Here is a 21,130-nt window from a genome sequence, read left to right as displayed (position 1 = left end):
CGGATCTAGGGTGGGTTCGTGTCCGACACCGACTTCCTCGACCTGGCGGCGCGGTCCGGCAAGCCCCGCACCGCAGGTCTCACACACGTGCTCGACGGCGGCGTCGGACCGTCCGCGGTGGACGACGTCCTCGCCGGCGCCGGCGGGCTGATCGACATCTGGAAGGTCGGCTGGGGCACCGCGTACGTCGACGCGGCGCTGGACCGCAAGGTCGCAGCCCTGACCGCCGCGGGCGTCGACCTGTGCCTGGGCGGCACGCTCCTCGAGATCGCCTGGGCCCAGGGCCGCGCGGTCGAGTGCCTGGCCTGGGCGCGCGACCACGGCTTCGCCCGCGTCGAGGTCTCCCGCGGCACGGTGTCCATGTCGCTGCCGGAGAAGGCCGAGCTGATCGCGCGGGCGGCGCGGGACTTCTCGGTGCTCGCCGAGGTCGGGTCGAAGGCCCCGGGGGAGATGCACGCCGCGCGGACCTGGCCTGCCGAGTGCCTCGCCGACCTCGACGCCGGCGCCTCGCTGGTCGTCACCGAGGGCCGGCAGAGCGGCACCGTCGGCACCTTCGACGACCAGGGGCGGGTGCGCCCCGACGTCGTCGAGGCCGTCGCGGCCGCGGTGGGCGTCGAGCGGGTGGTGTTCGAGGCGCCGCGGGCGAGCCAGCAGGCGTGGTTCATCCGCCGGTTCGGCGCCGAGGTGAACCTGGGCAACATCACCCCGGGCGACGTCCTGTCGGTCGAGACGCTGCGGCTCGGGCTCCGGTCCGACACCGCCTCGCCGACGGTGCGGAGCGCGGCGGGCGCGGAACCCGCGTGACCGCGGACGCGCCGGCGGGCCCCAACTTCGTCCCGCTGCGCTACCGCGGGGTCGCCGTGTCGACGGTGCCGCGGGAGGTCGGGCTGGACGCGGAGTCCCTGCGCGCGCACTTCCTGGGCCGCGACGCCTACCGCCGCACGCGGTTCGTCGTCGCCCGCCACGACCCGGCCGAGCCCGGCCCGACCGCCGTGCTGCAGGTCGAGCGGGCGTCGCCGGAGCCGCTGTTCTCGCCGGTCGTGGACGTGCGGATGGTCGCCGGGCCCGACGAGTGCGCCTACGTCGTCGACCCGGATGTCGACACCGGCATCCCCACCGCGCTGGCCGCCGCGGCCCGCGAGCACGCGCCCGGTGCGCGCGTCGTGGTGGTGGAGGGCCGCTACGCCCACGTCAACTTCATCCTCGAGCCCGCCCCGCTGCGGGTCGTCGTGCGCGACGTCGTGCCGCCCGAGCCGGGCAAGCTCGCCGACCAGGCCGCGCGCGTCGTCGCGGTGCTGGAGGACCTGGCCCCGGTGGAGCTCGTCGCGCGGTCGGTCCGGCTCGCCGACCTGGCCGCCTCCGCCCCGGCCCCGCACTACCTGCTCCCGTGCCGCGGCTCGGGCGGCGAGGTGCCCGGGGCGCAGGTGTCCTACCTCGACGAGCACCCCGAGCACGCCGACTGGACGTTGCTGGGCTGCGCGCGCTCGCGCCAGATCCACCGGCACTTCTACGGCGAGGACCCGCCGACCGTCGACTTCTGCCCGAAGGCCGGGCTGCCCGGCACGCGCCCGCCCGAGCCGGTGCTGACCAAGTGCTGCCTGCAGGAGGAGCACGTGGAGTCCGGCGACGGCTGGACGTCGGTGCCGTGGGGGGCGTCGCTGGAGATGGTGCGGACGGCGCTGCAGGGCCTCGTCGAGCGGGAGGCGCCGACGTGGCGACCCGGCTGACGACCTCGCGCCTCTACGCGCACCTGTGGGGCTCGCCGGAGACCGACGCCCTGTTCGACGAGGTCCCGATGCTGCAGCGCTGGCTCGACATCCTCGTCGCGCTGGCCCGCGCCCAGGAGCCCTCCGGTGTCGTGCCGCCCGGCACGGCCGACCGGCTGGCTGCGGCCGCACGGGTCGAGGCGCTCGACCTGGACTTCGTCGCCGAGCAGACCCGCGCCACCTCCCACTCGACGCTCGGCCTGATCCGCGGGCTGTCCCGGGTGCTGCCCGAGGACCTGCGCGAGCACGTCTACGTCGGCGCGACGGTGCAGGACCTCACCGACACCTGGTTCGGCACGGTGCTGCGCGACGTCGGCGACCTCGTCCGGCGCGACCTGCTGGCCTGCGAGGGCCTGCTGCTCGCCCTGGCCGCCGAGCACCGCGACACCGTCATGGCCGGGCGGACCCACGGCCAGCCCGGCGCCCCGATCACGTTCGGGTTCAAGGTGGCCTCGTGGGCCGACGAGGTCCGCCGGCACCTCGACCGCCTCGACGAGGGGCGCCCCCGGTGGTGCGTCGGGCAGCTCGCGGGCGCGGTCGGCGCGCTGGCCTTCTTCGGGGCCGACGGCCCGGCGCTGCGCGGCCGCTTCTGCGCGGAGGTCGGGCTGGCCGACCCGGGGATGTCGTGGCTGACCGCGCGCGACCGCGTCGCCGAGTTCGGCGCGGTGCTGGCGATGGTCTGCGGCACGCTCGCCCGGATCGGCGTGGAGGTCTACGAGCTGGCGCGCCCGGAGATCGGCGAGCTGGCCGAGCCGGCCGCGCCCGGCGCCGTCAGCAGCATCACGATGCCGCACAAGCGCAACCCCGAGACCGGCGAGCACCTCGACACGCTCGCGCGGCTGGCCCGCTCGTCGTCGGCGGTGCTGCTGGAGGGGATGGTCGGCGGGCACGAGCGCGACGGCCGGTCGTGGAAGGCGGAGTGGGTCGCGCTCCCCGAGGTCTGCCAGCTGACCGCGGCCGCGCTGCGGCTCGCGCGCGGCCTGCTCGGCGGCCTGGAGGTGCACCCGGAGGCGATGGCGGCCACCGTCGAGCGCTTCGGCGGGCTCGACAGCGAGCGGATCCTCGCCGGGCTGTCGGTGCGGCTGGGCAAGCACCGCGCGCAGCAGGTGCTGCACGAGGTCCTGCGCGACGAAGCGGCCGACCCGGCCGCCGCGCTGGCGGCCCGCGGGGTCGCCACGGCCGAGGAGGTGCGCGAGTGGGGCTCGGCCGGCGCCGTCGACGCCTGCGGCGCGATGGTCGACGTCGTGCTCGCGCGGGCGGCGCTCGCGCGGGGGCGGGCATGACGCCGCGGTTCCCCCTGGCCGTCCTGCCGACCCCGCTGGTGGAGGCGCCGCGGCTCAGCGAGGAGCTCGGGTGCGGCCCGCTGCTGGTCAAGCGCGACGACCTCATCGGGTTCGGTGTCGCGGGCAACAAGGCGCGTCCGTTGGAGCACCTCGTCGGCGCGGCCCGCCTGGCCGGTGCGGAGGTCCTCGTCACCGGCGGCGGCCCCGGGTCGAACTTCTGCGCCGCCGCCGCGCTCGCCGCCCGCGTCGCCGGGATGCGCTGCGAGATCGTGCTGTGGGGCGACCCCGACGGGGCCCCGAACGTCGCGCTCGCGCGGGCGGCGGGGGCGTGCGTGCGGCCCACCGGCCGGTTCGACCGCGAGGAGGTCGACGTGCTCGCCGCCGAGCGCGCCGCCGCGCTGACGGCGTCCGGCACGCCCGCGGTCGCGGTGCCGCGCGGCGGGTCGACCGCGGTGGGCGCCCTGGGCTTCGCCGACGCCGCGACCGAGCTCGCCACACAGCTCGCGGGCCGGCGGCCGTCGGCGGTCGTGCTTCCGGTCGGCTCCGGCGGCAGCGTCTCCGGGCTCCTGGCCGGGCTCGCCGCCTGCGGGCTCGACGTCCCGGTCGTCGGGGTCTCGGTGAGCCGCCCGCCGGACGCGGTGCGGGCGTCGGTGCTGGCCCTGGCCCGCGAGTGCGCGGCGCTGCGGGGCACCGCGCCGCCCGATCCCGCCCAGCTGCGCCTGGTCGACGCCCGCGGGCCCGGCTTCGGGCGCACCACCCCGCTCGAGGACGAGCGCGCCCGGCTCGCGCTGCACACCGAGGGCTGGCTGCTGGACACCACCTACGGCGCCGAGGCGTTCTCCGCCGCGGTCGACCTGCTGCTCGCCCACCCGCCGGACCCGGTCCTGTGGTGGCACACCGGCGGCACCGTGCCCGCCGTGGCGCACCTGCAGGACGACGAGAGAGGAACGACCCCATGACGACCCCGCAGGCCCGGGCCCGCCGGTCCCGGCCGGAGGGCTTCCCCCGCTCCGGTCCGGCGCCGGAGCTGATCGAGTCCGGCTTCGAGATCGAGAACGCCGACGCCGCGTTCCTGCACCACGGCCTCAACCTCGCCGACCTCGCGCACGTCCTGGACCTGGCGCGGCGCGGGATCGTGCCGCCCGACGCCGAGCGCACGCTGCTGGCGCTGCTGCTCGACGTCTGCGACATCGCGCCCGAGGACTTCCCCTACGACCCCTCCTTCGGCGAGCCCTACAACTCCCGCGAGCGGTACTTCGTCTCCCGCATCGGCGACGTCGCCGGCTGGCTGCACGCCGGGCGCCCGCGGCGGGAGGCGGCCCGCGTCGCGCTGCGGCTGCACCTGCGCGCCGCGCTCGCCGAGCTCGTCGAGGAGGCCGTCCGCGCGTCGCTCGACCTCGTCGACCGCGCCGAGGAGCACGCCGCGACCCTGCTGCCCGACCAGACCTACCTGCAGCAGGCGCAGCCCTCGACGTTCGGGCACTACCTGCTCTCGTTCGTCTACCCCACCGTCCGCGACGCCCGCAGGCTGCTCGACGAGCTCGACGGCATCGACACCAGCCCGGGTGGCGCGGGCTGCGTCAACGGCACCCGGCTGCTCGAGGACCGCGCGCCGATCGCGGCCGCGCTGGGCTTCCGGTCGGTCATCCCGCACACCCGCGACGCCATGTGGCAGGTCGACGGGCTGGTCCACATCCTCGCCACCACGGCGAGCCTGCTGTCGAACTTCTCCAAGCTCGCCGAGGACCTGGAGATCTTCTCCTCCAGCGAGTTCGACTTCGTCGACCTGGCCGACGCCTACAGCCGCTCCAGCATCCTCATGCCGCAGAAGCGCAACCCCTACGCGCTGGCAATCGTGCGCGGCGCGTCCGGGGTGATGATCGGCCGGCTCACCGGCTTCCTCGCGGTGACCAAGAGCCCGTCCGCGCGCAGCGACAACCTGATCTTCGCCTACGGGGAGGTGCCGCGGGCGCTCGAACTGGGCCTGCGGATCACCCGGCTGATGGGCGGGGTCGTGCGCACGCTGCGGGTCAACCCCGACCGGATGCGCGAGGAGCTCGACCGCGGCTACACCCAGGCCACCGACCTCGCCGAGCACCTCGTCGGGCTGGTCGGCGTCGACTACCGGACCGCGTACGTCGTGGTCGGCAACACGGTGCGCGCGGCGGCGCAGGCGGGCGTCCCGGGGTCGGCGATCACCGGCCGGATGCTCGACGACGCCGCACTGGCCCACACCGGACGCGACTGGGGCCTCGCCGACGCCGACCTGTCCGACGTGCTCGACCCGCGCTCCATCGTGGCGTCGCGGCGCGCGGAGGGCGGGGCGGCGCCCGACGCGGTGGCGTCCATGGTCGCCGACCTGCGCGGGACCCTCGAGGGGATCGGCGCCGCGGCGGTGGAGCGGACCGCCGGGTTCGCGGCCGCCGAGGAGGAGCTGGTGGCGCGCGCCCGGGCCGGTGCGGGTGCGGCCGGCTGAGCGGGAGTGCAGAGGTGGCGTCAGCTCTCCGGCACGTCGACGGCGACGACCTCGACCGGCGCACCGGAGGAGTTGCCGCAGCGGTGCTCCAGGCCGGAGGGGAAGTGCAGGGCCTCGCCCGCGGCGACCTCGTAGCGGTCGGCGGCCACCTCCACGTCGAGCCGGCCCTCCAGCACGATCAGCAGCGTCTCGCCCGCGCGGCGCAGGCCGGGCCGCTGCTCGCCGGGCTCCAGCCGGGCCACGGTGCCGCGCGCGCGGAAGCGGTCGGGCGACCCGGTGATCGTGACGGGGCCGACGGCGATCCCGTCGGCGAACCGCGTGAGCACGGCGGTCGGGGCGGTGTCGTCGTCCTCGACGAAGTGCCGGATCGGCGCGCCCAGGGCCCCGGCGATCTTGAGCAGCGTCGTGATCGTGGGGACCATGTCCCCGCGCTCGACCTTGTGCACCGACGCCGTGGAGACCTCCGCGGCGCGGGCCAGCTGCTGCAGCGTCATGCCGCGCTCCAGGCGCAGCACGCGCACCTTGGGCCCGATCGACCCCACGACGTCCTCCCACCCCGACGGAGCGTCCGGCAGGGCGGGCAGCGGGTTGCTGGGCATCGGTCCTCCACTGGTTGACAGGGCCACCAGTTATAGTATCGTGGAAATCCGTTCCTGATAGGAAAACTCCGGATGTGATCCTGCCCAGAGTAGGACGCTCCAGCGAAAGGGTCTCCACGTGTCAGCAGCACCGCGGCGCACTGTCGTGATCGGGGGAGGCGCCGCGGGACTGGGTGCCGCCGGGGGGGTCAAGGCCGCCGATCCCGGCGCCGACGTCGTCGTCTACACCGAGTTCGAGGACGTCGCCTACAGCCCCTGCGGGATCCCCTACGTCCACGGCGGCGAGATCCCCGACTTCGAGCGGCTGTTCCTCGCGGGCAAGCAGGCCTACGTCGACGCCGGCATCGACGTGCACTACGAGACGGCGGTGACCGCCATCGACACGGCGGCCCACACCGTCACGGTCGCGGGCGAGGGTGCGGTCCGCTACGACAGCCTGGTCATCGCCACCGGCTGGAACTACGCCGACCCCGGTGTCCCCGGCGGTGACCTGCAGGGCCTCTACTACGTCAAGAACATCCGCAAGGCCATGGAGTGGGACAAGGTCATCTCCGAGACCAAGGCGGCCGTGGTCGTGGAGGCCGGCCCGCTCGGGCTGGAGATGGTCACGGCACTCGCCCACCGCGGCGTCGAGACCCACCTGATCGACCCCAACCCCTACGCCCTGTCGATGATGGCCGACCCCGACATCATGGCCCCCGTCGAGGAGTCCTGGCGCGAGCTCGGCGTGCACCTGCACTTCAACACCACGCTCGAGGAGTTCCTCGGCGACGCCGAGGGCAAGGTCCGCGCGGTGAAGACCTCGGGCGGCGAGATCACGGCCGACCTGGTCGTCATCTCCACGCACAAGACGCCCGAGACCGCGCTGGCCGAGGCCGCGGGGCTCAAGCTCGGCTCCACCGGCGCGATCATCGTCGACGAGAGGATGAAGACCTCCGCCCCGGACGTGTGGGCGGCGGGCGACGTCGTCGAGATCCCGCACGGGCTGACCCGCACCCCGCTGCAGGGGCTCACCGGGTCGCACGCCTACGCGCAGGGCAAGACGGCGGGCACCAACGCGGGCGGCGGCGACCGCTCCTACCGGGCCGTCTACGTCCCGTGGGGCACGCCGGCCGGCAAGTGGGTCATCGGCGGCGCCTCGTTCGGCGAGGCCACGGCCACCGCGCTCGGCATCCCCTACGTCAAGGGCGAGGCGCAGGGCATCTCGCGCGCCCGCTACTACCCGGGCGTGCAGCCGGTGAAGGTCAAGCTGCTCGCCGAGCCGGGCACGCTGCGGCTGATCGGCGCGCAGATGATCGGCGGCGGCGAGGGCATCAAGGAGCGCGCCGACTTCCTCGCCCAGGCGATCCGGTTCGGCATGACGCTGCACGACCTGTCGACCATGGAGAACGTCTACTCGCCCGCCATCGGCGCGCTCAACGAGCCGATCGTGGTGGCCGCGACCAACGGCGTCGCCGCCGCGAAGGGGAAGTAGCGGTGGCGTCCTTCTTCGGCTGGCTGCGCAGCAACTCCGAGCACTACCTCCTCGTCGCCGCCCACGCGAAGCTCGCCCGCACCCTGGGCTCGCCGCCGCCGCGGGCGCCGAAGGGGCTCCGGGAGATCTTCTGGCTGCGGATCTTCGCTCCCGTCTACGCACTGCTCCCGTGGTCGCTCCGCAGCCGGATCATGCGCGCGATGCCCGGGAGCCACCGGCAGACCTGGGCGCCCCCGCCCCGGTCACGAGGACCAGCGGTCTGACCGCGACAGCTCCACCACCCACCCGCACAGAAGGAGAACCACCGTGGCTCAGATCATCGGCGAGCGCCCGAACACCGGCGACGTCATCGTCGACTACGACGAGAAGCTGTTCGACGACGTCCAGGCCAACGAGGGCGAGAAGGCCTACATCTTCATGCACACCGTGCCCTTCGAGGGCTCGGTCGGCTTCGTGAACATGCTGACCGCCACCCGGATCAACCGGAAGGGCTTCGACACCAGCATCGTGCTCTACGGCCCCGGCGTGCTGATGGCGTCGGCGACCCGCGGCTTCCCGACCGTCGGTGCCGAGGCGTTCCCCGGCCACATGAACTTCAACAACCAGCTCGGCACGTTCATCAAGGAGGGCGGCAAGGTCTACGCCTGCCGCTTCGCGATGGCCGCGCTCTACGGCATGCGCGAGACCGACCTGATCGAGGGCGTCATCCCGATGCACCCGCTCGACGTGCTCGACTGCAACCTCACGGCCCGCCGCGAGGGCGCGCTGGTCATGCAGACCTGGACCCTCTGACACCCGCTCGGTGACCGCCGGGCCAGGACCGTCCCCTCCCGGTCCCGGCCCGGCGTCCGGAGGTACCACCGTGACATCGTCCGCATCCATGGACCCCCTCTCCGCTCCCGGTTCCGCCGACGTGGCCGCGTGGCGCAGCCGGTGGAGGGCGGCGGGCGAGTCCCTGTTCCCCACCCTGATGAACGACCCGCCGTCCTACGCCGGGGCGGTGGAGACGATCGGCGCGCTCGCGACCGAGCTGGGCAGGCGCGACGCCGACCTGCCGGCGCTGGTCGCGGTCATGGCCGCGCCGGACGCGTTCCTCGCCGAGTGCGGCCTGCGGCCCGGCGCCGTCCCGGCCGGTCTGCTCGTGGGCGTCGCCTGCGGGATGCGTGAGCGAGACCTCATCGCCGAGGAGGTCCGCCGCGAGCACCACGCCGCCATCGAGGGGGCCAGGGCGACCGGTTCCGCGTGGGCGGTGCTCGCCGGCCCCGAGGCGATCGAGGACGTCACCGGCGGCCCCGGCGGCGTCGCCTGCTGCACCCACCTGCACGTCGCGTCGGGCGTCGAGATCCGCGCCACGGTCGACGCCTGGTCGCCGGAGCCCTACCGCGTCGACGTGATCGAGGCCGGGGTGGTCCCGCCCCGCGGCGCGTCGTTCACCCGGCGCGAGCCGTGGATCGCGGAGTTCCACCGCTACCGCGCCGAGATCGGCGACGGGGCGTGACGACCGCCCGGCCGCTCGACCCGGTCGCCGAGGTCGACGCCCCCCGTGAGGTCTGCCGGCTCGTCGCCGACGACCACGAGCTGGCCGCCCACCACACCGTGCGGCGGACCGTGTTCGTCGAGGAGCAGGGCGTCTTCGCCGGCTCCGACCGCGACGCCCTCGACGACGACCCGTCGACGCTGCACGTCCTGGGCCTGGCCGACGGCCGCCCGTCGGGCAGCGTGCGGCTCTACCCCGTCGGGCCCGGGCAGTGGAAGGGCGACCGCCTCGCCGTGCTGCCCGGGCGCCGCGCCGGGCGGCTCGGGATCGCGCTGGTCCGCTTCGCCGTGGCCACGGCCGGCGCGCGCGGCGGCGACCGGATGGTCGCGCTCGTGCAGCAGCCCAACGAGGTGTTCTTCCGCCGGCTGGGCTGGGAGCGCCTGGCCGAGCCGGAGCTCTACGTCGGCATCCCCCACGTGCGGATGGCCATCGGTCTGCGCTGAGCGCGCTCAGCGGGTGCGCGGCGCCGGGAGCACCAACCTGCCCCCGGCGGTGAACGACTCGCGCGCCGCCGCGGGCAGCGCCGCCGCGATCCGGGTGAGCGCCGCCGCGCGCTCCGCGGGCGCGCCGAGCTGCGCCGCCAGCAGGTCGGAGCCGGTGCCGGTGGCGATCTCGGCGGCCTCGGCGGGCCGCCCCATGTGGTGCAGGGCGAGCGCGACGTACTTGGGCGAGGAGTAGCGGCGGGCGACGTCGAGCAGCCGCTCGGCCTCCGAGCGGTCCCACCGGGCCCGCATCTCGACCAGGCGCATGGTGGCCCGCGAGCGGAACGGCAGCGAGCGCTCCAGCATCGGTCCGGCCTGCTCGACGGCGGCCGCGGCGTCGTCGGGGCGACCCAGCATGAGGTCGCAGTCGGCCACCGCGAGCAGCGCGTGCAGCTCCTGCTCCAGCTCCAGCGCGCCGCCGCCGCGGTGGGCGAGCTCCACGGCGCGCACGGCGTGCTCGCGGGCGCGCTCGACCTGGCCCAGCTCCTGCCACATCCACGAGGTCGTCGTCTCGATGCCCGCGCGGTAGAAGCCGAGGTTCTCGGCGTCGATGAGGCGGCGGGCGTTGTCCAGGGAGCGCAGCGCCCCGCCGAAGTCGCCGGAGTCGCCGCGGGCGAGCGCGGTGAAGAACAGGGTCTGCAGCAGCGGCCGGAACTCCCCGGTGCGCCGGCACAGCACCGCCGCCCTGGCCAGGACGGTGCGGGCCTCGTCGAAGCGGTCCTGGTGCTGGAGCAGGGCGCCGCGGTAGGCGAGCGCGATCGCGGTGGTGGCGTCCTCGCCCGACGCCGAGAGGACGTCGTCGTAGGCCGCGGCGGCACCGGCGTAGTCGCCGTCCCAGTGCCGGACCCGCCCCAGCAGCAGGGTGGCCGACGGCAGGGCCCGCGGGGCGGCGGCGGCCGACTCGGCGAGGTGGGTGGCCTGCTCGGCGAAGTCGACCGCGACGGCGGCGTCACGGGCGTAGAGGGCGGTCCAGCCCAGCTGCTCCAGCGCCCGGGCCTCCAGCTCGAGGTCGCCCAGCTCGCGGGCGAGCGCCAGCGCCCGCTCGTGGTCCTCGCGGGCGTCGGCGGGGCGGCCCAGGTCGCGCCGGACGTGCCCGCGCCGCAGGTGGACCGCCACCAGCTGTGCGGTGTCGCCGCCGGCGAGGGCGGCGTCGACGGCGCAGCCGAGCAGGCGCTCGGCGTCGGTGTGGGCGAAGGACACGTCGGCGGCGTCGGCGGCCGCGAGCCAGGCCGCGGCCGCGCCCCGCGGGTCGCCCGCCGCCGCCAGGTGCTGCGCCGCAGCCTCGGGCCGGTCGGCCAGCAGGCGGGCCGCGCGGCGGTGGCGGTTGACGCGGACGGGCTCGGGCACCGACTCGTAGGCGACGCGCCGGACGATGTCGTTGGCGAACCGGAAGCTGTCGCCCTGCACGGTGAGCAGCCCCGCGCGCATCGCCCGGTCGGCCCGCGCCGCGCAGTCCTCGACGTCGAGGCCGGACAGGGCGGCCACGTCGTCGAGGACGACGGTGGTGCCGAGCGTGGCGCACTGGGCGAGCAGGTGCGCGACGGCGTCGCCGGCGTGGTCGAGTCGAGCGGCGACGGCGTCGTGCAGCGTCGGGGGCACGGCGGGCGGGTCCTCGCCGTCCCCGACGGGCAGGCGCAGCAGCTCGGAGAGGAACAGCGGCGACCCGCCCGTCCAGGACCACACCCGGCCGGGGTCGTGGCCGCGGCCGCTGCGCGCGACGAGCACGGCGACGTCGGCCCGCGTGAGCGGCCCGAGCGGGATCCAGGTCGCCAGGTCGCGCAGCGGTGCGGTGACGTCGGGCGACTCGTCGGTCCGCTCGGTGAGCAGCAGCAGCACGCGTGCGCCCTGCCAGTGGGCGGCGAGGACGTGCAGCGCCTCCACGGTGGACTGCCCCGCGTGCTGCAGGTCCTCGACGACGAGCAGCACGGGCACCCGGGCGCCGAGCCGGGTGAGGAAGCCGCCCACGGCGTCGACGCTGCGGCGGTGCTCGACCTCGGGCGCCGCCCGCTCGTAGGGCACCGGCCCGACCAGGTCGGTCAGCTCGGGGACGAGCTCCACCAGCGTGCCCAGACGTGCGCCGGCCAGCTCGCGCACCTCGGCCGGGGTGGTGCGGTGGACGATCGCCCGCACGAGGTCGACGAGCGGCTGCAGGTACAGCGACCGCTCGGCCTCGAAGCAGGTGGCCTCGACGACGAGCGCTCCGGCGCGCCGGACCTCCGCCGCGAGCGCCGAGGCCAGCGCGGTCTTGCCGATCCCCGCCTCCCCGGTGAGGACGGCCGCGCCGGGCCTGCCCGCCGCGGCGTCCGCCCACAGGTCGCGGAGCCGGCCGAGCTCGGCGTCGCGCCCGACGAGACCCGGGTCGGCCGCGGGGGCGGGGGCGGCCGGGGCGGGCGGGTCGCTCTCCGCGCGCAGCACGGCGAGGTGCAGCGCCTGCGTCGCGGGGGAGGGGTCGATGCCGAGGTGCTCGGCGAGGGACTCCCGCAGCGACCGGTAGGCGAGCAGCGCGTTGCCCGGACGGCCCGCGCGCTGGTGGGCGAGCATGACCGTGCGGCAGGCGCCCTCGTCGAACGGGTCGAGGCGCAGGACGGCCGTCGCGACCTGCACGGCCGTGTCGAGCGCGCCGAGCTCGAGCGCGGCGGCCGCCCACGCGGTGCGGGCGCGGTGCAGCAGGGCGCGGACCGAGCGGCGCAGGTCGCGCACCCACCGGTCCTCGTGCTCCCCGGCCAGCGCGACGTCGGCGTCGAGCAGCTTGGCGGCCTGCTCGCCGCTCGTCGAGGCGAGCGCGAAGCGGCCCTGGCCGAGCTCCAGCTCGGCGGTGGCGACGAGGTCGGCGGCCTCCAGCAGATCGACCGCGACGAGGTCGGCGGCCATCCGGTACCCGGCGGCGGACCCCTCGATGAGCGGCCGGCCCAGCGCTCGGCGCAGGCGGCTGATCAGCGCGGCGACGTTGCGGTCGGCGCGGTCGGGCGGGTGGTCCTCCCAGAGCGCGTCGACCAGGTGCTCGATCGGGACGAACTCACCCCTCCGTGCGGCGAGCACGGCGAGCACCCGACGGGCCTTCCCGACGGGCACGTGTCCGGAGAGCTCACCCTCGACGGTGAAGGAGCCGAGCAGGCAGAGCCGCAGGGGCTGACCCACATGGCCGACTCTACCCGTGCTGACGCCCGCGTTCGGACCAGGCTGTCGGCCGGTCGTCTACTATGATGGAAATCCCTCTCTCATGGTGAATCCACTCCACGAAGGGCCCCACCCATCATGCCCAGAACCGTCGTCGTCGCTCTCGGGGGGAACGCGATCACCCGCAGCGGCGAGACCGGCACCCACGCCGAGCAGACGGCCAACGCCCGCGCGATGGCCCGGGCCGTCTGCCGGATGCGTGAGGCCGGGTGGAACGTCGTCATCGTGCACGGCAACGGCCCGCAGGTCGGCAACCTCGCCATCCAGCAGGAGGAGGCGGCGCACCGGGTGCCGGAGATGCCGCTGTTCTGGCTGGGCGCGATGACCGAGGGCCAGCTCGGGTGCCTGATCACCCTCGCCCTGCACGAGGCGGGCGGCGGTCGCCTGCCGGGCGTCGTCGCCGTCGTCACGCACATGGTGGTCGACCCCGCCGACCCGGCCTTCGCGCGGCCGACGAAGCCGATCGGGCCCTTCCTCGACGAGGAGACCGCGCAGCGGCAGGCGAGCGAGCGCGGCTGGACCGTCGGCGAGGACGCGGGACGGGGCTACCGCAGGCTCGTGGCGTCCCCCGAGCCCGGGCGGATCGTCGAGATCGACGACATCCGGGCGCTCGTCGACCGCGGGTCGGTCGTCGTCGCGGCGGGCGGCGGCGGCATCCCGGTGGTGCAGGACGGGCACGTCCTGACGGGCGTCGACGCGGTCGTGGACAAGGACCTCGCGGCCGAGAAGCTCGCCAGCACGCTCGGCGCCGATGTGCTGATGCTGGTGACGGGCGTGCCGCGGGTGATGCTCGACTACGGCACCCCGCAGGCCCGCGAGGTCGGGGAGATGACCACCGACGAGGCGCTGGGGCACGCCGCGGCCGGGCAGTTCCCGGAGGGCAGCATGGGGCCCAAGATGCGCGCCGCCACCCGCTTCGTCCAGGCCACCGGCGGCACCGCCGTGGTCACCGACGTCGAGCACGCCTGCTCCTCGCTCGAGGGCGGCCCGCCCGGTGCGGTGGGCACCCGCATCGTCCCCGGTGGCAGCGTCACCACCCGCATCGTCCCCCCGTCGAGCGTCGGAGCGGCATCATGATCCACTACCTGACCGTCCACCCCGAGACCTACGTCGACTCGATCATGCAGCTGTCCGGCACACGGGCGCTGCGCGCGGTCGAGGGCGTCGACTGGGCCAGCGCGGCCATGGCGACCCCGACCAACGTCGCGACGCTGGAGGAGGAGGGGTTCGACCCCGGCGACCTCAGCGGCGCCGGCGCGAACGACCTCGTCCTCGCCGTCCGGGCCGAGGTGCAGGACGCCGTCGACGCGGCGCTGGAGGCGGGCGAGCAGGCGCTGTTCGCCGCGCGCGGCGGCGGCTCGGCGGAGGCGTCGCTGCCCCCGGCCACCACGCTCGACGAGGCCCTGCGCCGCCAGCCCGACAGCACGGTCGCCGTGGTGTCGGTACCCGGCGACTACGCCGCGCTGGAGGCGCACAAGGCGCTCTCGGCGGGCCTGCACGTGCTGCTGTTCAGCGACAACGTGCCCGTCGAGGACGAGATCGCGCTCAAGGACCGGGCCGTCGAGCTCGGGCTGCTGGTCATGGGGCCGGGCGCGGGCACGGCGATGCTCGGCGGCACCTGCCTGGGCTTCGCCAACGTCGTGGCGCCCGGGCGGGTCGCGGTCGTCGCCGCGGCGGGCACGGGCGCGCAGGAGGTGGCGACGCTGCTCGACCGGTGGGGCGTCGGGATCTCCCAGGTCGTGGGCCTGGGCGGGCGCGACCTCGGCGCCCGGGTCGCCGGCCGCATGGCGATCGCCGCGGTGGGCGGGCTCGCCGCCGACGAGGGCACCGACGCGATCCTGCTGGTGTCCAAGCCGCCGGACGTGGACGTGGCCCGCGAGGTCCTCGCCGCCGCGGGCGACACCCCGCTCGTCGCCGCGCTGATCGGCGTGCCGGAGGACTTCGAGGCCCCGCCCGGCGTCACGGTGACGCGGACGTTGGAGGCCGGCGCCGTCGCGATGGCGCGGATCGCGGGCGCGTCCGAGCCCGACGTCACCTCCGGGCTCGTCGAGGAGGTGCGGACGACGGCCGCGCGGCTGCCCGAGCGGCGCACGCTGGTGCGCGGCCTGTTCTCCGGCGGCACGCTCTGCTACGAGTCGCTCGTCGTGCTCGCCGACGCCCTGGGCGACGTCCACTCCAACACCCCGCTGCGCGAGGGCCTGGGACTGCCCGCCCCCGCGGGCGCCCACACGTGCCTCGACCTGGGCGAGGAGGAGTTCACGAAGGGCCGCCCGCACCCGATGATCGACCCGCAGGCGCGCCTGGAGCTGCTGCGCGCGACGGGCGCCGACCCGGACGTCGCGGCGATCGTGCTCGACGTCGTGCTCGGGTACGGCGCGCACGACGACCCGGCCGCAGAGCTGGCCCCCGAGTGCGCGCGGATCGTCGCCGACGGCGGCCCGGCCATCGTGATCCACGTGCTGGGCACCGACCAGGACCCGCAGAACCGCGAGCGCCAGCGCGCCGCGTTCGTCGACGCCGGATGCCTGGTCACGGCCACCGGTGCCCGTGCCTCGCTGGCCGCCGCCGCGCTCGCGCGCCGCGAGCCCGAGATCGCCGCGAGGGCGCTCTGATGGGGCCGCGGGTGGCGCTGGTGACGCACTCGACGAAGCCGCGTGGCGGGTTCGTCCACACCCTCGGCATCGCGGAGGCGCTGCACGCCGACGGGGTCGACGTGCACCTCGTGGCGCTCGGCGACCCCGCCGCCGGGCTGCCGCGCGCGACGCCGGTGCCGCACACCGTCCTCGCCGGGCCCTCGCACTCCGGCACCACGCTCGACGAACGCGTGTTCGCCGCGATCGACACCCTGGAGACCGGCCTGACCGGGCTCGCGGGCGCGTTCGACGTGCTGCACACCCAGGACTGCATCGCCGCCCGCGCCGCGGTCCGCGTGCGCGACGCCGGCGCGGCGGTCACGGTCGTGCGCACCGTGCACCACGTCGACGACTTCACGACGCGCGCGCTGGTCGACTGCCAGCGCGCGGCCATCGCCGAGCCCGACCGGGTACTGGTGGTCAGCGAGCAGTGGCGGGCCATCCTGCGCGACGAGTACGGCCGCGAGGCGACGGTCGTGCCCAACGGCGTGGACACCGCCCGGTTCGCCTCACCCGGCCCGGAGCGGGTCGCCGAGCTGCGGTCGCGGATCCCGGCGGGGCGCGCCCTGCTGCTGGGCGTCGGCGGGATCGAGCCCCGCAAGGGCACCCGGCACGCGTTCGAGGCGCTGGGGCGGCTCAAGCGGGAGCGGGGCCCGGTGGCGACGCTCGCGATCGTCGGCGGGCACTCCTTCCAGGACTACACCGCCTACCGCGACGCCGCCCTCGCGGCGCTGCCCGACCTGGGGCTGGTGCTCGGGGAGGACGTCGTGCTGCTGGGCACGGTGTCCGACGCCGACCTCGCGGGCTGGTACCACGCCGCCGACGTGCTCTGCTTCCCGTCGGTGAAGGAGGGCTGGGGGCTGGTCGTGCTGGAGGCGCTGGCCGCCGGGCTGCCCGTCGTCGCCTCCGACCTGCCGGTCTTCGCCGAGTACCTGGCCGACGGCCGCGACGCGCTGCTGCCGCCCGTCGGTGACCCCGCGGCACTGGCGGCCGCGCTGGGCCGCCTCCTCGACGACGCCGCCCTGCGGGAGCGTCTCGTCGCGGGCGGGCGGGCGGTGCTGCCGCGCTACACCTGGGAGGCGAGCGCCGCCCGGCACCGGGAGGTCTACGCGGAGCTGACCGCGCCGGTGCCGGGCTGAGCGTCGGTCAGTGGCCGTGCCCGTGGCCGTGGCCCTCGCCGGGGGCGTGCTCGTGGTCGTACCCGGCGGGCCGGCCGGCGAGCTCGCCCGCGCGGGTCCGGGCCTCGGCGAGCGGGACGGTGCCGCCGCCGTCGAGGACGTCCTCGAGCGCCGAGAGCCACTGCTCGTAGTAGCGGTAGTCGCCCCCCTCGGGGTGCGCCGCCTCCCACTCGGCGACGCGCGCGATCAGCGCCTGCTGGAACACCGGCCACGCGAACGCGCCCGCGTCGTGCAGGCTCACCGCCATGCCGAACGCCCGCGACTCCCACGGCTCGGTGAAGACCAGCTCGCCGTTGGAGCGCGGCGGGGCGGCCACGCCGTCGTAGGGGAGCGGGGCCTCGCGCTGGACGGTGCCCGCGCTCACGGCGCCGCGACCTTCGCGACCCCCACCAGCGCGTCGCGGGAGATCAGCGGCACCAGCTCCTCCTCGGAGAGCCCCTCGGTGCCCGCGGGCCGCTCGGGCAGCACCAGCCAGCGCACCTCGGAGCTGGAGTCGCGCACGACGATCTCGACGTCGTCGGCCAGCTCCAGGCCCATCTCGGCGAGCACCTTCCGCGGCTCGCGGACGACCCGCGCGCGGTAGGCCGGGTCCTTGTACCACGACGGGGGCAGGCCCAGGACCGGCCACGGGTAGCAGGAGCACAGCGTGCAGACGGTGACGTTGTGCCGCTGCGCGGTGTTCTCGACGACGACGATGTGCTCGCCCTGCGGCCCGCTGAAGCCGAGCTCCTTGATGGCCGCCGTGCCGTCGGCGAGGAGACGCGCGCGGTACTCGGGGTCGGTCCACGCCTTCGCGACGACCTTCGCCCCGTTGAGCGGGCCGACCTTCGTCTCGTAGTTGGCGATGAACCCGTCCATCACCTTCGGGTCGACGAGGCCGCGCTCGGTGAGCAGCTGCTCGAGGGCCTCCGTGCGGAGCGCCGGGGACAGGCGCTCGGTTCCGGGGTCCGCGGACGTGGTCATGCCGGCTCCAGGTAGCTGTCGAAGAGTTCGATGGTCAGGGAGAAGGACTCCGCGTCCGGCCCCCACAGGTCGTGGGAGTCGAAGGCGACGGTGAAGACGTGCTGCGGGTTCTCGCCCTCGAAGTGGGCGTGGGTGTCGGGGAGCAGGTGCCCGGGCTGCACGGCCTCGACCGTGCCCACGTGCCCGCGCACGTAGCGGGGGAGCTTGGTGTGGCCGACGGGGCTCACGTCCTTGGCGCGCACCCGGTCACCGGGGGCGAACCGCGGCGCCTCGGGCACCTCGCGCAGCGAGCCGGGTCCGGTGGCGGCGTAGTCGGGCTTGGTCGGCTCGTCGGGCGCCGGCGGCTCCTCGACCTGCCCGCCCTGCAGGTTGCGCGCCCGCGCGTCGACGGCGCCGGGCGCGAGGATCGCGCTCTCGGTGAGCATCAGCTCGGCGGCGTTAAGCCAGCGGCCGTAGTACCCGTCGTCGAGGTAGGCCTCGCGGGGCAGGCGCTCCAGCGCGTGCCGGAACGCGTCGAGGTTGCGGCCGGAGATCCGTCCCATGGACAGCAGCGTCAGCGCGAACGCCCGCCCCTCCCACGGCTCGGCGAACGGCGGTTCGTCCCGGCGCGGGGCGGTGGCGGTGCCCCATCCGTCGGTGCCGCCCATGTCGGCGATCCCGTCCATGGCTCGTCCTTCCTTCGCTTCTCGGTCGGTGCGGGGTCCAGCAGGATGTCAGCGGTCCAGCCGGGCCGCGAGGTCGAGCAGGGCGTCGGAGAAGCACGTGAGCGGCGCCGTCGCCACCCCCGCGCCCACCTGGCCGGTGCCGGCGCTGACGTGCAGGATGCCGGTCGTGATCTTCGGGGTCGTGCCCGTCTCGACGACGCGCCGGACGTCGACGCCCAGCGGGGTGCCGGCGAACTCCAGCGGCGGCAGGGTGAACCGGCTGCTGGTGCCCGCGCAGATCGTGCGGAAGCCCGCGGTGGCCGCTGCGGCGTCGGCCATCGAGCCGCCCAGGAACGCCGCGACGGCGGCCGACCCGCCCGCGGCGGGCCCGCCCATCCCGGTCAGCTCCAGCACGGCGCTGTCGCCGATGTCGCGCGCGCTCGTCTCCGGGCCGTTGCCCGAGTAGTAGAGCGCCTCGCCGACGGGCGGGGCGGGGCAGATCCGCCACTCGTCGGTGCCGGAGAGCTTGATGCCGAACGTGGTGCCGTTGCGCGACATGGTGGTGACGATGCTGGAGCCCTCGACCTGCCCGGCGTGCAGCTGCAACGACTTCGCAGCGGCCATCGCGAGGTTGAGGAAGAACAGGTGGTTGGCACCGAGGTAGGCGCCGAACGGGGCGCGCACCGCATCGGGCAGCGCCGCGATGTGCGGCAGCCAGGTGCGCGTCAGCAGGTTGGTGGCGGCCTGCGTGCGCATGTGCAGGTCGTCGCCCATGGTGATGCCCTGGCTCGCGATCGCCAGCACGTCGAGCGGGCCCGCCGCCTCCAGGATCGCGGCCACGGCCGGTCCGGCCGTCGTCGCCAGGAAGCGCAGCCGCTCGATCGCGGCGTCGGTGTCGCGCCCGAACCAGGCCACCTCGCCGGGCCCCTGGTTGAGCGGTGAGAAGGCGCGCGTGCCGCCCTCGGCGTTGGTGACGACGAACACCGGCTGCGACGGTCCCACTGCGCTGGCCATCGGCACGACGGTGTCGTGGTGGTTGGCCGGGGACAGCGCGACCGCGCCCCGGCGGAGCAGGTCGTCGGCGCCCGCGACGTCGTCGGCCCAGCCCTCGGCGACGGTCGCGGCGCGCATCGAGCGCTGCAGCGGGTCGCACGCCTGCCCGTACTCGATCGGCGGGCCGCAGTGCAGCAGCGTCCGGCCGTCGAAGCCGGGGACGTCCGCGACGGTCGCGGTGCCGACCAGCTGCGGCACGCCCTCGTCGAGCCGGCGGACCACCTCGGCGTTGGCGGCGTCGACGGTGGCCGCGTGCCGGCCGTAGAGGGAGGTGAGCGCGCGGACGGCGGCGGGATCGCCGTCGGCGGGGATGCGCCAGTCGACCTGCTGCACCGGCCGGTCCTGCGCCCGCACGGCGTCGGCGAACATGGGCAGGCCGATGTTCACCACGGCGATCGGATCGGGCAGTGTCGTGACCGGCATCGCAGGCCTCTCGTCGGGGTGGGTGCAGCGAGGCATTTCTACTATAGTAGACGCATGACCGACGTCCTCAACGGTGCTCCTCCCCGCGGCGACGGGGCTGCCGATCCGGCGGCCGTCGCCGCTCTCATCATGGATCTGCAGGCGGTGGGGCTGCGGATCGACACCGAACTGGCCACCTCCCGCACCGGGGGCGCAGGGCCGTCGGACTCGGGGATGATGTGGATCGAGGGCGTGCCGGTCACGGTCCCGCCGAGCCCCACGTCGCCGTACCGGCTCCTCGCCGACGACGAGGGGCAGAGCATCTACCGCGACGGCCGCAAGGTCGCCTCGGTCTCCGGAACCGACCGGCCCCGGTTCTACGACCTGCAGACCGCCGACGGCGTCCCGTACCACCAGATCGCGCTGCTGCACCTGGACTCGCTGGCCTCCACCGTCGTGCAGGCCTGCAACTACTGGGGCAACGCCGACCAGTGCGGCTTCTGCGGCATCGGGCTGTCCCTGGCCGCGGGCCGCACCATCGCGAAGAAGACGCCGGAGATGCTGGCCGAGGTCGCCGTGGCCGCGAAGGAGCTCGACGGCGCCGTCGACGCCACGCTGACCACCGGCTCGTCGGTCGCGCCCGACCGCGGCGCGCTGTACGTCGCCCGCTGCGGGCAGGCGGTGAAGGAGGCGGCCGGGCTGCCGGTGGAGGTGCAGTTCGAGCCCCCGCGCGACCTGTCGGTGCTCGACCGCGTGCACGACATGGGCATCGACTCCGTCGGCGTGCACGTCGAGTCGTTCGACCCCGCCGTGCTCGCCCGGATCGCCCCCGGCAAGTTCCGCACCGGCATCGACAGCTACTTCCGCACCTGGGAGCGGGCCGTCGAGCTGTTCGGCGAGGGCCGCGTGTCGACCTACGTCATCCTCGGTATGGGCGAGGACCCCGACCTCACCGTGGCCATGTGCAAGCGGGCCGTCGACATCGGCGTCTACCCGTTCGTGGTGCCCTTCCGGCCGGTCGCCGGGTCGCTGATGCAGGACGTCCCCGCCCCGTCGCGGGAGTACACGGAGCCGATCTACCGCAAGGTCGCGGCGTTCCTGGCCGAGCGCGGGCTCGGCGCCGACACGGCCGTCGCAGGCTGCGCCCGCTGCCAGGCCTGCTCCTCGCTGAACCTGGTGCAGCAGGCGGGCTCCGCCCCGCCCTGCGGCCCGACCGGGGGTGGGGCCGGTGGTGGGCCCACGCTGCTGCAGATCGGCAGCCGTCCCTGAATCCGGCTCCCGGCGCGCGGCCCGTGCCGGTCCTGCCCGCGGCGGCGATGTCCCGTCCGCCCCGCCCGGCGGTCGAGATCGCCGCCGGCGGCACCGTCCCGCCCATCCCGCTGCGTGGCCACCGGTCGAGATCGCCGAGAAGGGACGTCAGGGTCGTGGGGAGGTCCGTGTGGGCGCGGTTCCGGTGATCTCCG

Annotated in this window: 20 protein-coding genes; 14 read left to right on the top strand and 6 right to left on the bottom strand. The window is 75.5% G+C overall.

All coding sequences use genetic code 11. The features are described 5' to 3' along the window. Positions 1–18: 18 nt before the first annotated feature. Genes I4I82_RS11965 through argH form a run of 5 tightly spaced genes read left to right on the top strand, consistent with a single transcriptional unit; the run spans position 19 to position 5,525 of the window. Complete coding sequence (locus I4I82_RS11965) at positions 19–804, top strand: phosphosulfolactate synthase (RefSeq protein ID WP_218590641.1); 786 nt, start codon at positions 19–21, stop codon at positions 802–804. Beyond that, positions 801–1,727 (top strand): XcbA family protein, encoded by a 927-nt coding sequence (locus tag I4I82_RS11960; protein ID WP_218590640.1) that lies wholly within the window; start codon positions 801–803, stop codon positions 1,725–1,727. Before I4I82_RS11965 ends, I4I82_RS11960 begins: the two co-directional genes overlap by 4 nt. Next, a complete protein-coding gene (locus I4I82_RS11955) occupies positions 1,712–3,049 on the top strand; it encodes a class-II fumarase/aspartase family protein (RefSeq protein WP_218590639.1) in 1,338 nt (445 codons plus the stop codon). Before I4I82_RS11960 ends, I4I82_RS11955 begins: the two co-directional genes overlap by 16 nt. Continuing rightward, the gene (locus I4I82_RS11950; protein WP_218590638.1) at positions 3,046–4,008 is read left to right on the top strand and encodes a 1-aminocyclopropane-1-carboxylate deaminase/D-cysteine desulfhydrase; all 963 of its coding nucleotides are present in this window, start codon (positions 3,046–3,048) and stop codon (positions 4,006–4,008) included. Before I4I82_RS11955 ends, I4I82_RS11950 begins: the two co-directional genes overlap by 4 nt. Next, the gene (gene argH / locus I4I82_RS11945; RefSeq protein WP_218590637.1) at positions 4,005–5,525 is read left to right on the top strand and encodes an argininosuccinate lyase; all 1,521 of its coding nucleotides are present in this window, start codon (positions 4,005–4,007) and stop codon (positions 5,523–5,525) included. The genes I4I82_RS11950 and argH overlap by 4 nt, the downstream gene beginning before the upstream one ends. Positions 5,526–5,545: 20 nt before the next feature. Here argH and I4I82_RS11940 read toward each other — a convergent pair whose 3' ends face one another. After that, complete coding sequence (locus I4I82_RS11940) at positions 5,546–6,124, bottom strand: helix-turn-helix domain-containing protein (RefSeq protein WP_218590636.1); 579 nt, start codon at positions 6,122–6,124, stop codon at positions 5,546–5,548. A gap of 118 nt (positions 6,125–6,242) precedes the next feature. Here I4I82_RS11940 and I4I82_RS11935 point away from each other — a divergent pair, with 118 nt between their 5' ends. The 5 genes from I4I82_RS11935 (at position 6,243) to I4I82_RS11915 (ending at position 9,578) form a co-directional block, all read left to right on the top strand. Further along, positions 6,243–7,598 carry an FAD-dependent oxidoreductase gene (locus I4I82_RS11935; RefSeq protein ID WP_218590635.1) on the top strand — a complete coding sequence of 452 codons (1,356 nt, stop codon included), beginning with the start codon at positions 6,243–6,245 and terminating at the stop codon, positions 7,596–7,598. Between the two features lie 2 nt (positions 7,599–7,600). After that, positions 7,601–7,861, top strand: a complete 261-nt coding sequence (locus tag I4I82_RS11930) for a hypothetical protein (RefSeq protein ID WP_218590634.1) — start codon at positions 7,601–7,603, stop codon at positions 7,859–7,861. 43 nt (positions 7,862–7,904) lie between these two features. Beyond that, positions 7,905–8,390, top strand: a complete 486-nt coding sequence (locus tag I4I82_RS11925) for an MSMEG_0572/Sll0783 family nitrogen starvation response protein (protein WP_218590633.1) — start codon at positions 7,905–7,907, stop codon at positions 8,388–8,390. A gap of 88 nt (positions 8,391–8,478) precedes the next feature. Continuing rightward, positions 8,479–9,096 (top strand): hypothetical protein, encoded by a 618-nt coding sequence (locus I4I82_RS11920; RefSeq protein ID WP_218590632.1) that lies wholly within the window; start codon positions 8,479–8,481, stop codon positions 9,094–9,096. Beyond that, positions 9,093–9,578: an MSMEG_0567/Sll0786 family nitrogen starvation N-acetyltransferase gene (locus I4I82_RS11915; RefSeq protein ID WP_218590631.1), complete on the top strand. Its 486-nt coding sequence runs from the start codon at positions 9,093–9,095 to the stop codon at positions 9,576–9,578. Before I4I82_RS11920 ends, I4I82_RS11915 begins: the two co-directional genes overlap by 4 nt. 6 nt (positions 9,579–9,584) lie before the next feature. On the opposite strand, the gene I4I82_RS11910 is transcribed toward I4I82_RS11915, so the two are convergent. Continuing rightward, positions 9,585–12,755, bottom strand: a complete 3,171-nt coding sequence (locus tag I4I82_RS11910; protein ID WP_218595702.1) for an ATP-binding protein — start codon at positions 12,753–12,755, stop codon at positions 9,585–9,587. Between the two features lie 117 nt (positions 12,756–12,872). On the opposite strand from I4I82_RS11910, the gene I4I82_RS11905 reads away from it, so the two are divergent. From I4I82_RS11905 to I4I82_RS11895, 3 genes are read left to right on the top strand one after another with little or no spacing between them, the layout of a single operon-like run. Then, positions 12,873–13,871: a carbamate kinase gene (locus I4I82_RS11905; protein ID WP_218591176.1), complete on the top strand. Its 999-nt coding sequence runs from the start codon at positions 12,873–12,875 to the stop codon at positions 13,869–13,871. After that, the gene (locus I4I82_RS11900) at positions 13,868–15,406 is read left to right on the top strand and encodes an AllF/FdrA family protein (RefSeq protein WP_225920579.1); all 1,539 of its coding nucleotides are present in this window, start codon (positions 13,868–13,870) and stop codon (positions 15,404–15,406) included. The genes I4I82_RS11905 and I4I82_RS11900 overlap by 4 nt, the downstream gene beginning before the upstream one ends. Before the next feature lie 20 nt (positions 15,407–15,426). Then, a complete protein-coding gene (locus I4I82_RS11895) occupies positions 15,427–16,566 on the top strand; it encodes an MSMEG_0565 family glycosyltransferase (RefSeq protein WP_218591175.1) in 1,140 nt (379 codons plus the stop codon). 7 nt (positions 16,567–16,573) lie between these two features. On the opposite strand, the gene I4I82_RS11890 is transcribed toward I4I82_RS11895, so the two are convergent. Genes I4I82_RS11890 through I4I82_RS11875 form a run of 4 tightly spaced genes read right to left on the bottom strand, consistent with a single transcriptional unit; the run spans position 16,574 to position 19,688 of the window. After that, positions 16,574–16,969, bottom strand: coding sequence for a nitrile hydratase accessory protein (locus I4I82_RS11890; protein ID WP_218591174.1), 396 nt, complete (start codon positions 16,967–16,969; stop codon positions 16,574–16,576). Then, a complete protein-coding gene (nthA, locus tag I4I82_RS11885) occupies positions 16,966–17,568 on the bottom strand; it encodes a nitrile hydratase subunit alpha (RefSeq protein WP_218591173.1) in 603 nt (200 codons plus the stop codon). The genes I4I82_RS11890 and nthA overlap by 4 nt, the downstream gene beginning before the upstream one ends. Continuing rightward, the gene (gene nthB, locus I4I82_RS11880; RefSeq protein ID WP_218591172.1) at positions 17,565–18,233 is read right to left on the bottom strand and encodes a nitrile hydratase subunit beta; all 669 of its coding nucleotides are present in this window, start codon (positions 18,231–18,233) and stop codon (positions 17,565–17,567) included. Before nthB ends, nthA begins: the two co-directional genes overlap by 4 nt. A gap of 48 nt (positions 18,234–18,281) precedes the next feature. Beyond that, positions 18,282–19,688 (bottom strand): YlbE family protein, encoded by a 1,407-nt coding sequence (locus I4I82_RS11875; RefSeq protein WP_218591171.1) that lies wholly within the window; start codon positions 19,686–19,688, stop codon positions 18,282–18,284. A 54-nt stretch (positions 19,689–19,742) separates the two neighbouring features. Here I4I82_RS11875 and I4I82_RS11870 point away from each other — a divergent pair, with 54 nt between their 5' ends. After that, on the top strand, positions 19,743–20,936 hold the full coding sequence (locus I4I82_RS11870) for an MSMEG_0568 family radical SAM protein (RefSeq protein WP_218591170.1): 1,194 nt from the start codon (positions 19,743–19,745) through the stop codon (positions 20,934–20,936). Positions 20,937–21,130 lie beyond the last annotated feature (194 nt).

Origin of the sequence: Pseudonocardia oceani, assembly GCF_019263585.2 — a bacterium.
Lineage (GTDB): Bacteria > Actinomycetota > Actinomycetes > Mycobacteriales > Pseudonocardiaceae > Pseudonocardia > Pseudonocardia oceani.
The sequence above is the reverse complement of the archived record's forward strand: the minus strand, read 5'-3'. Positions and strand labels throughout refer to the sequence as shown.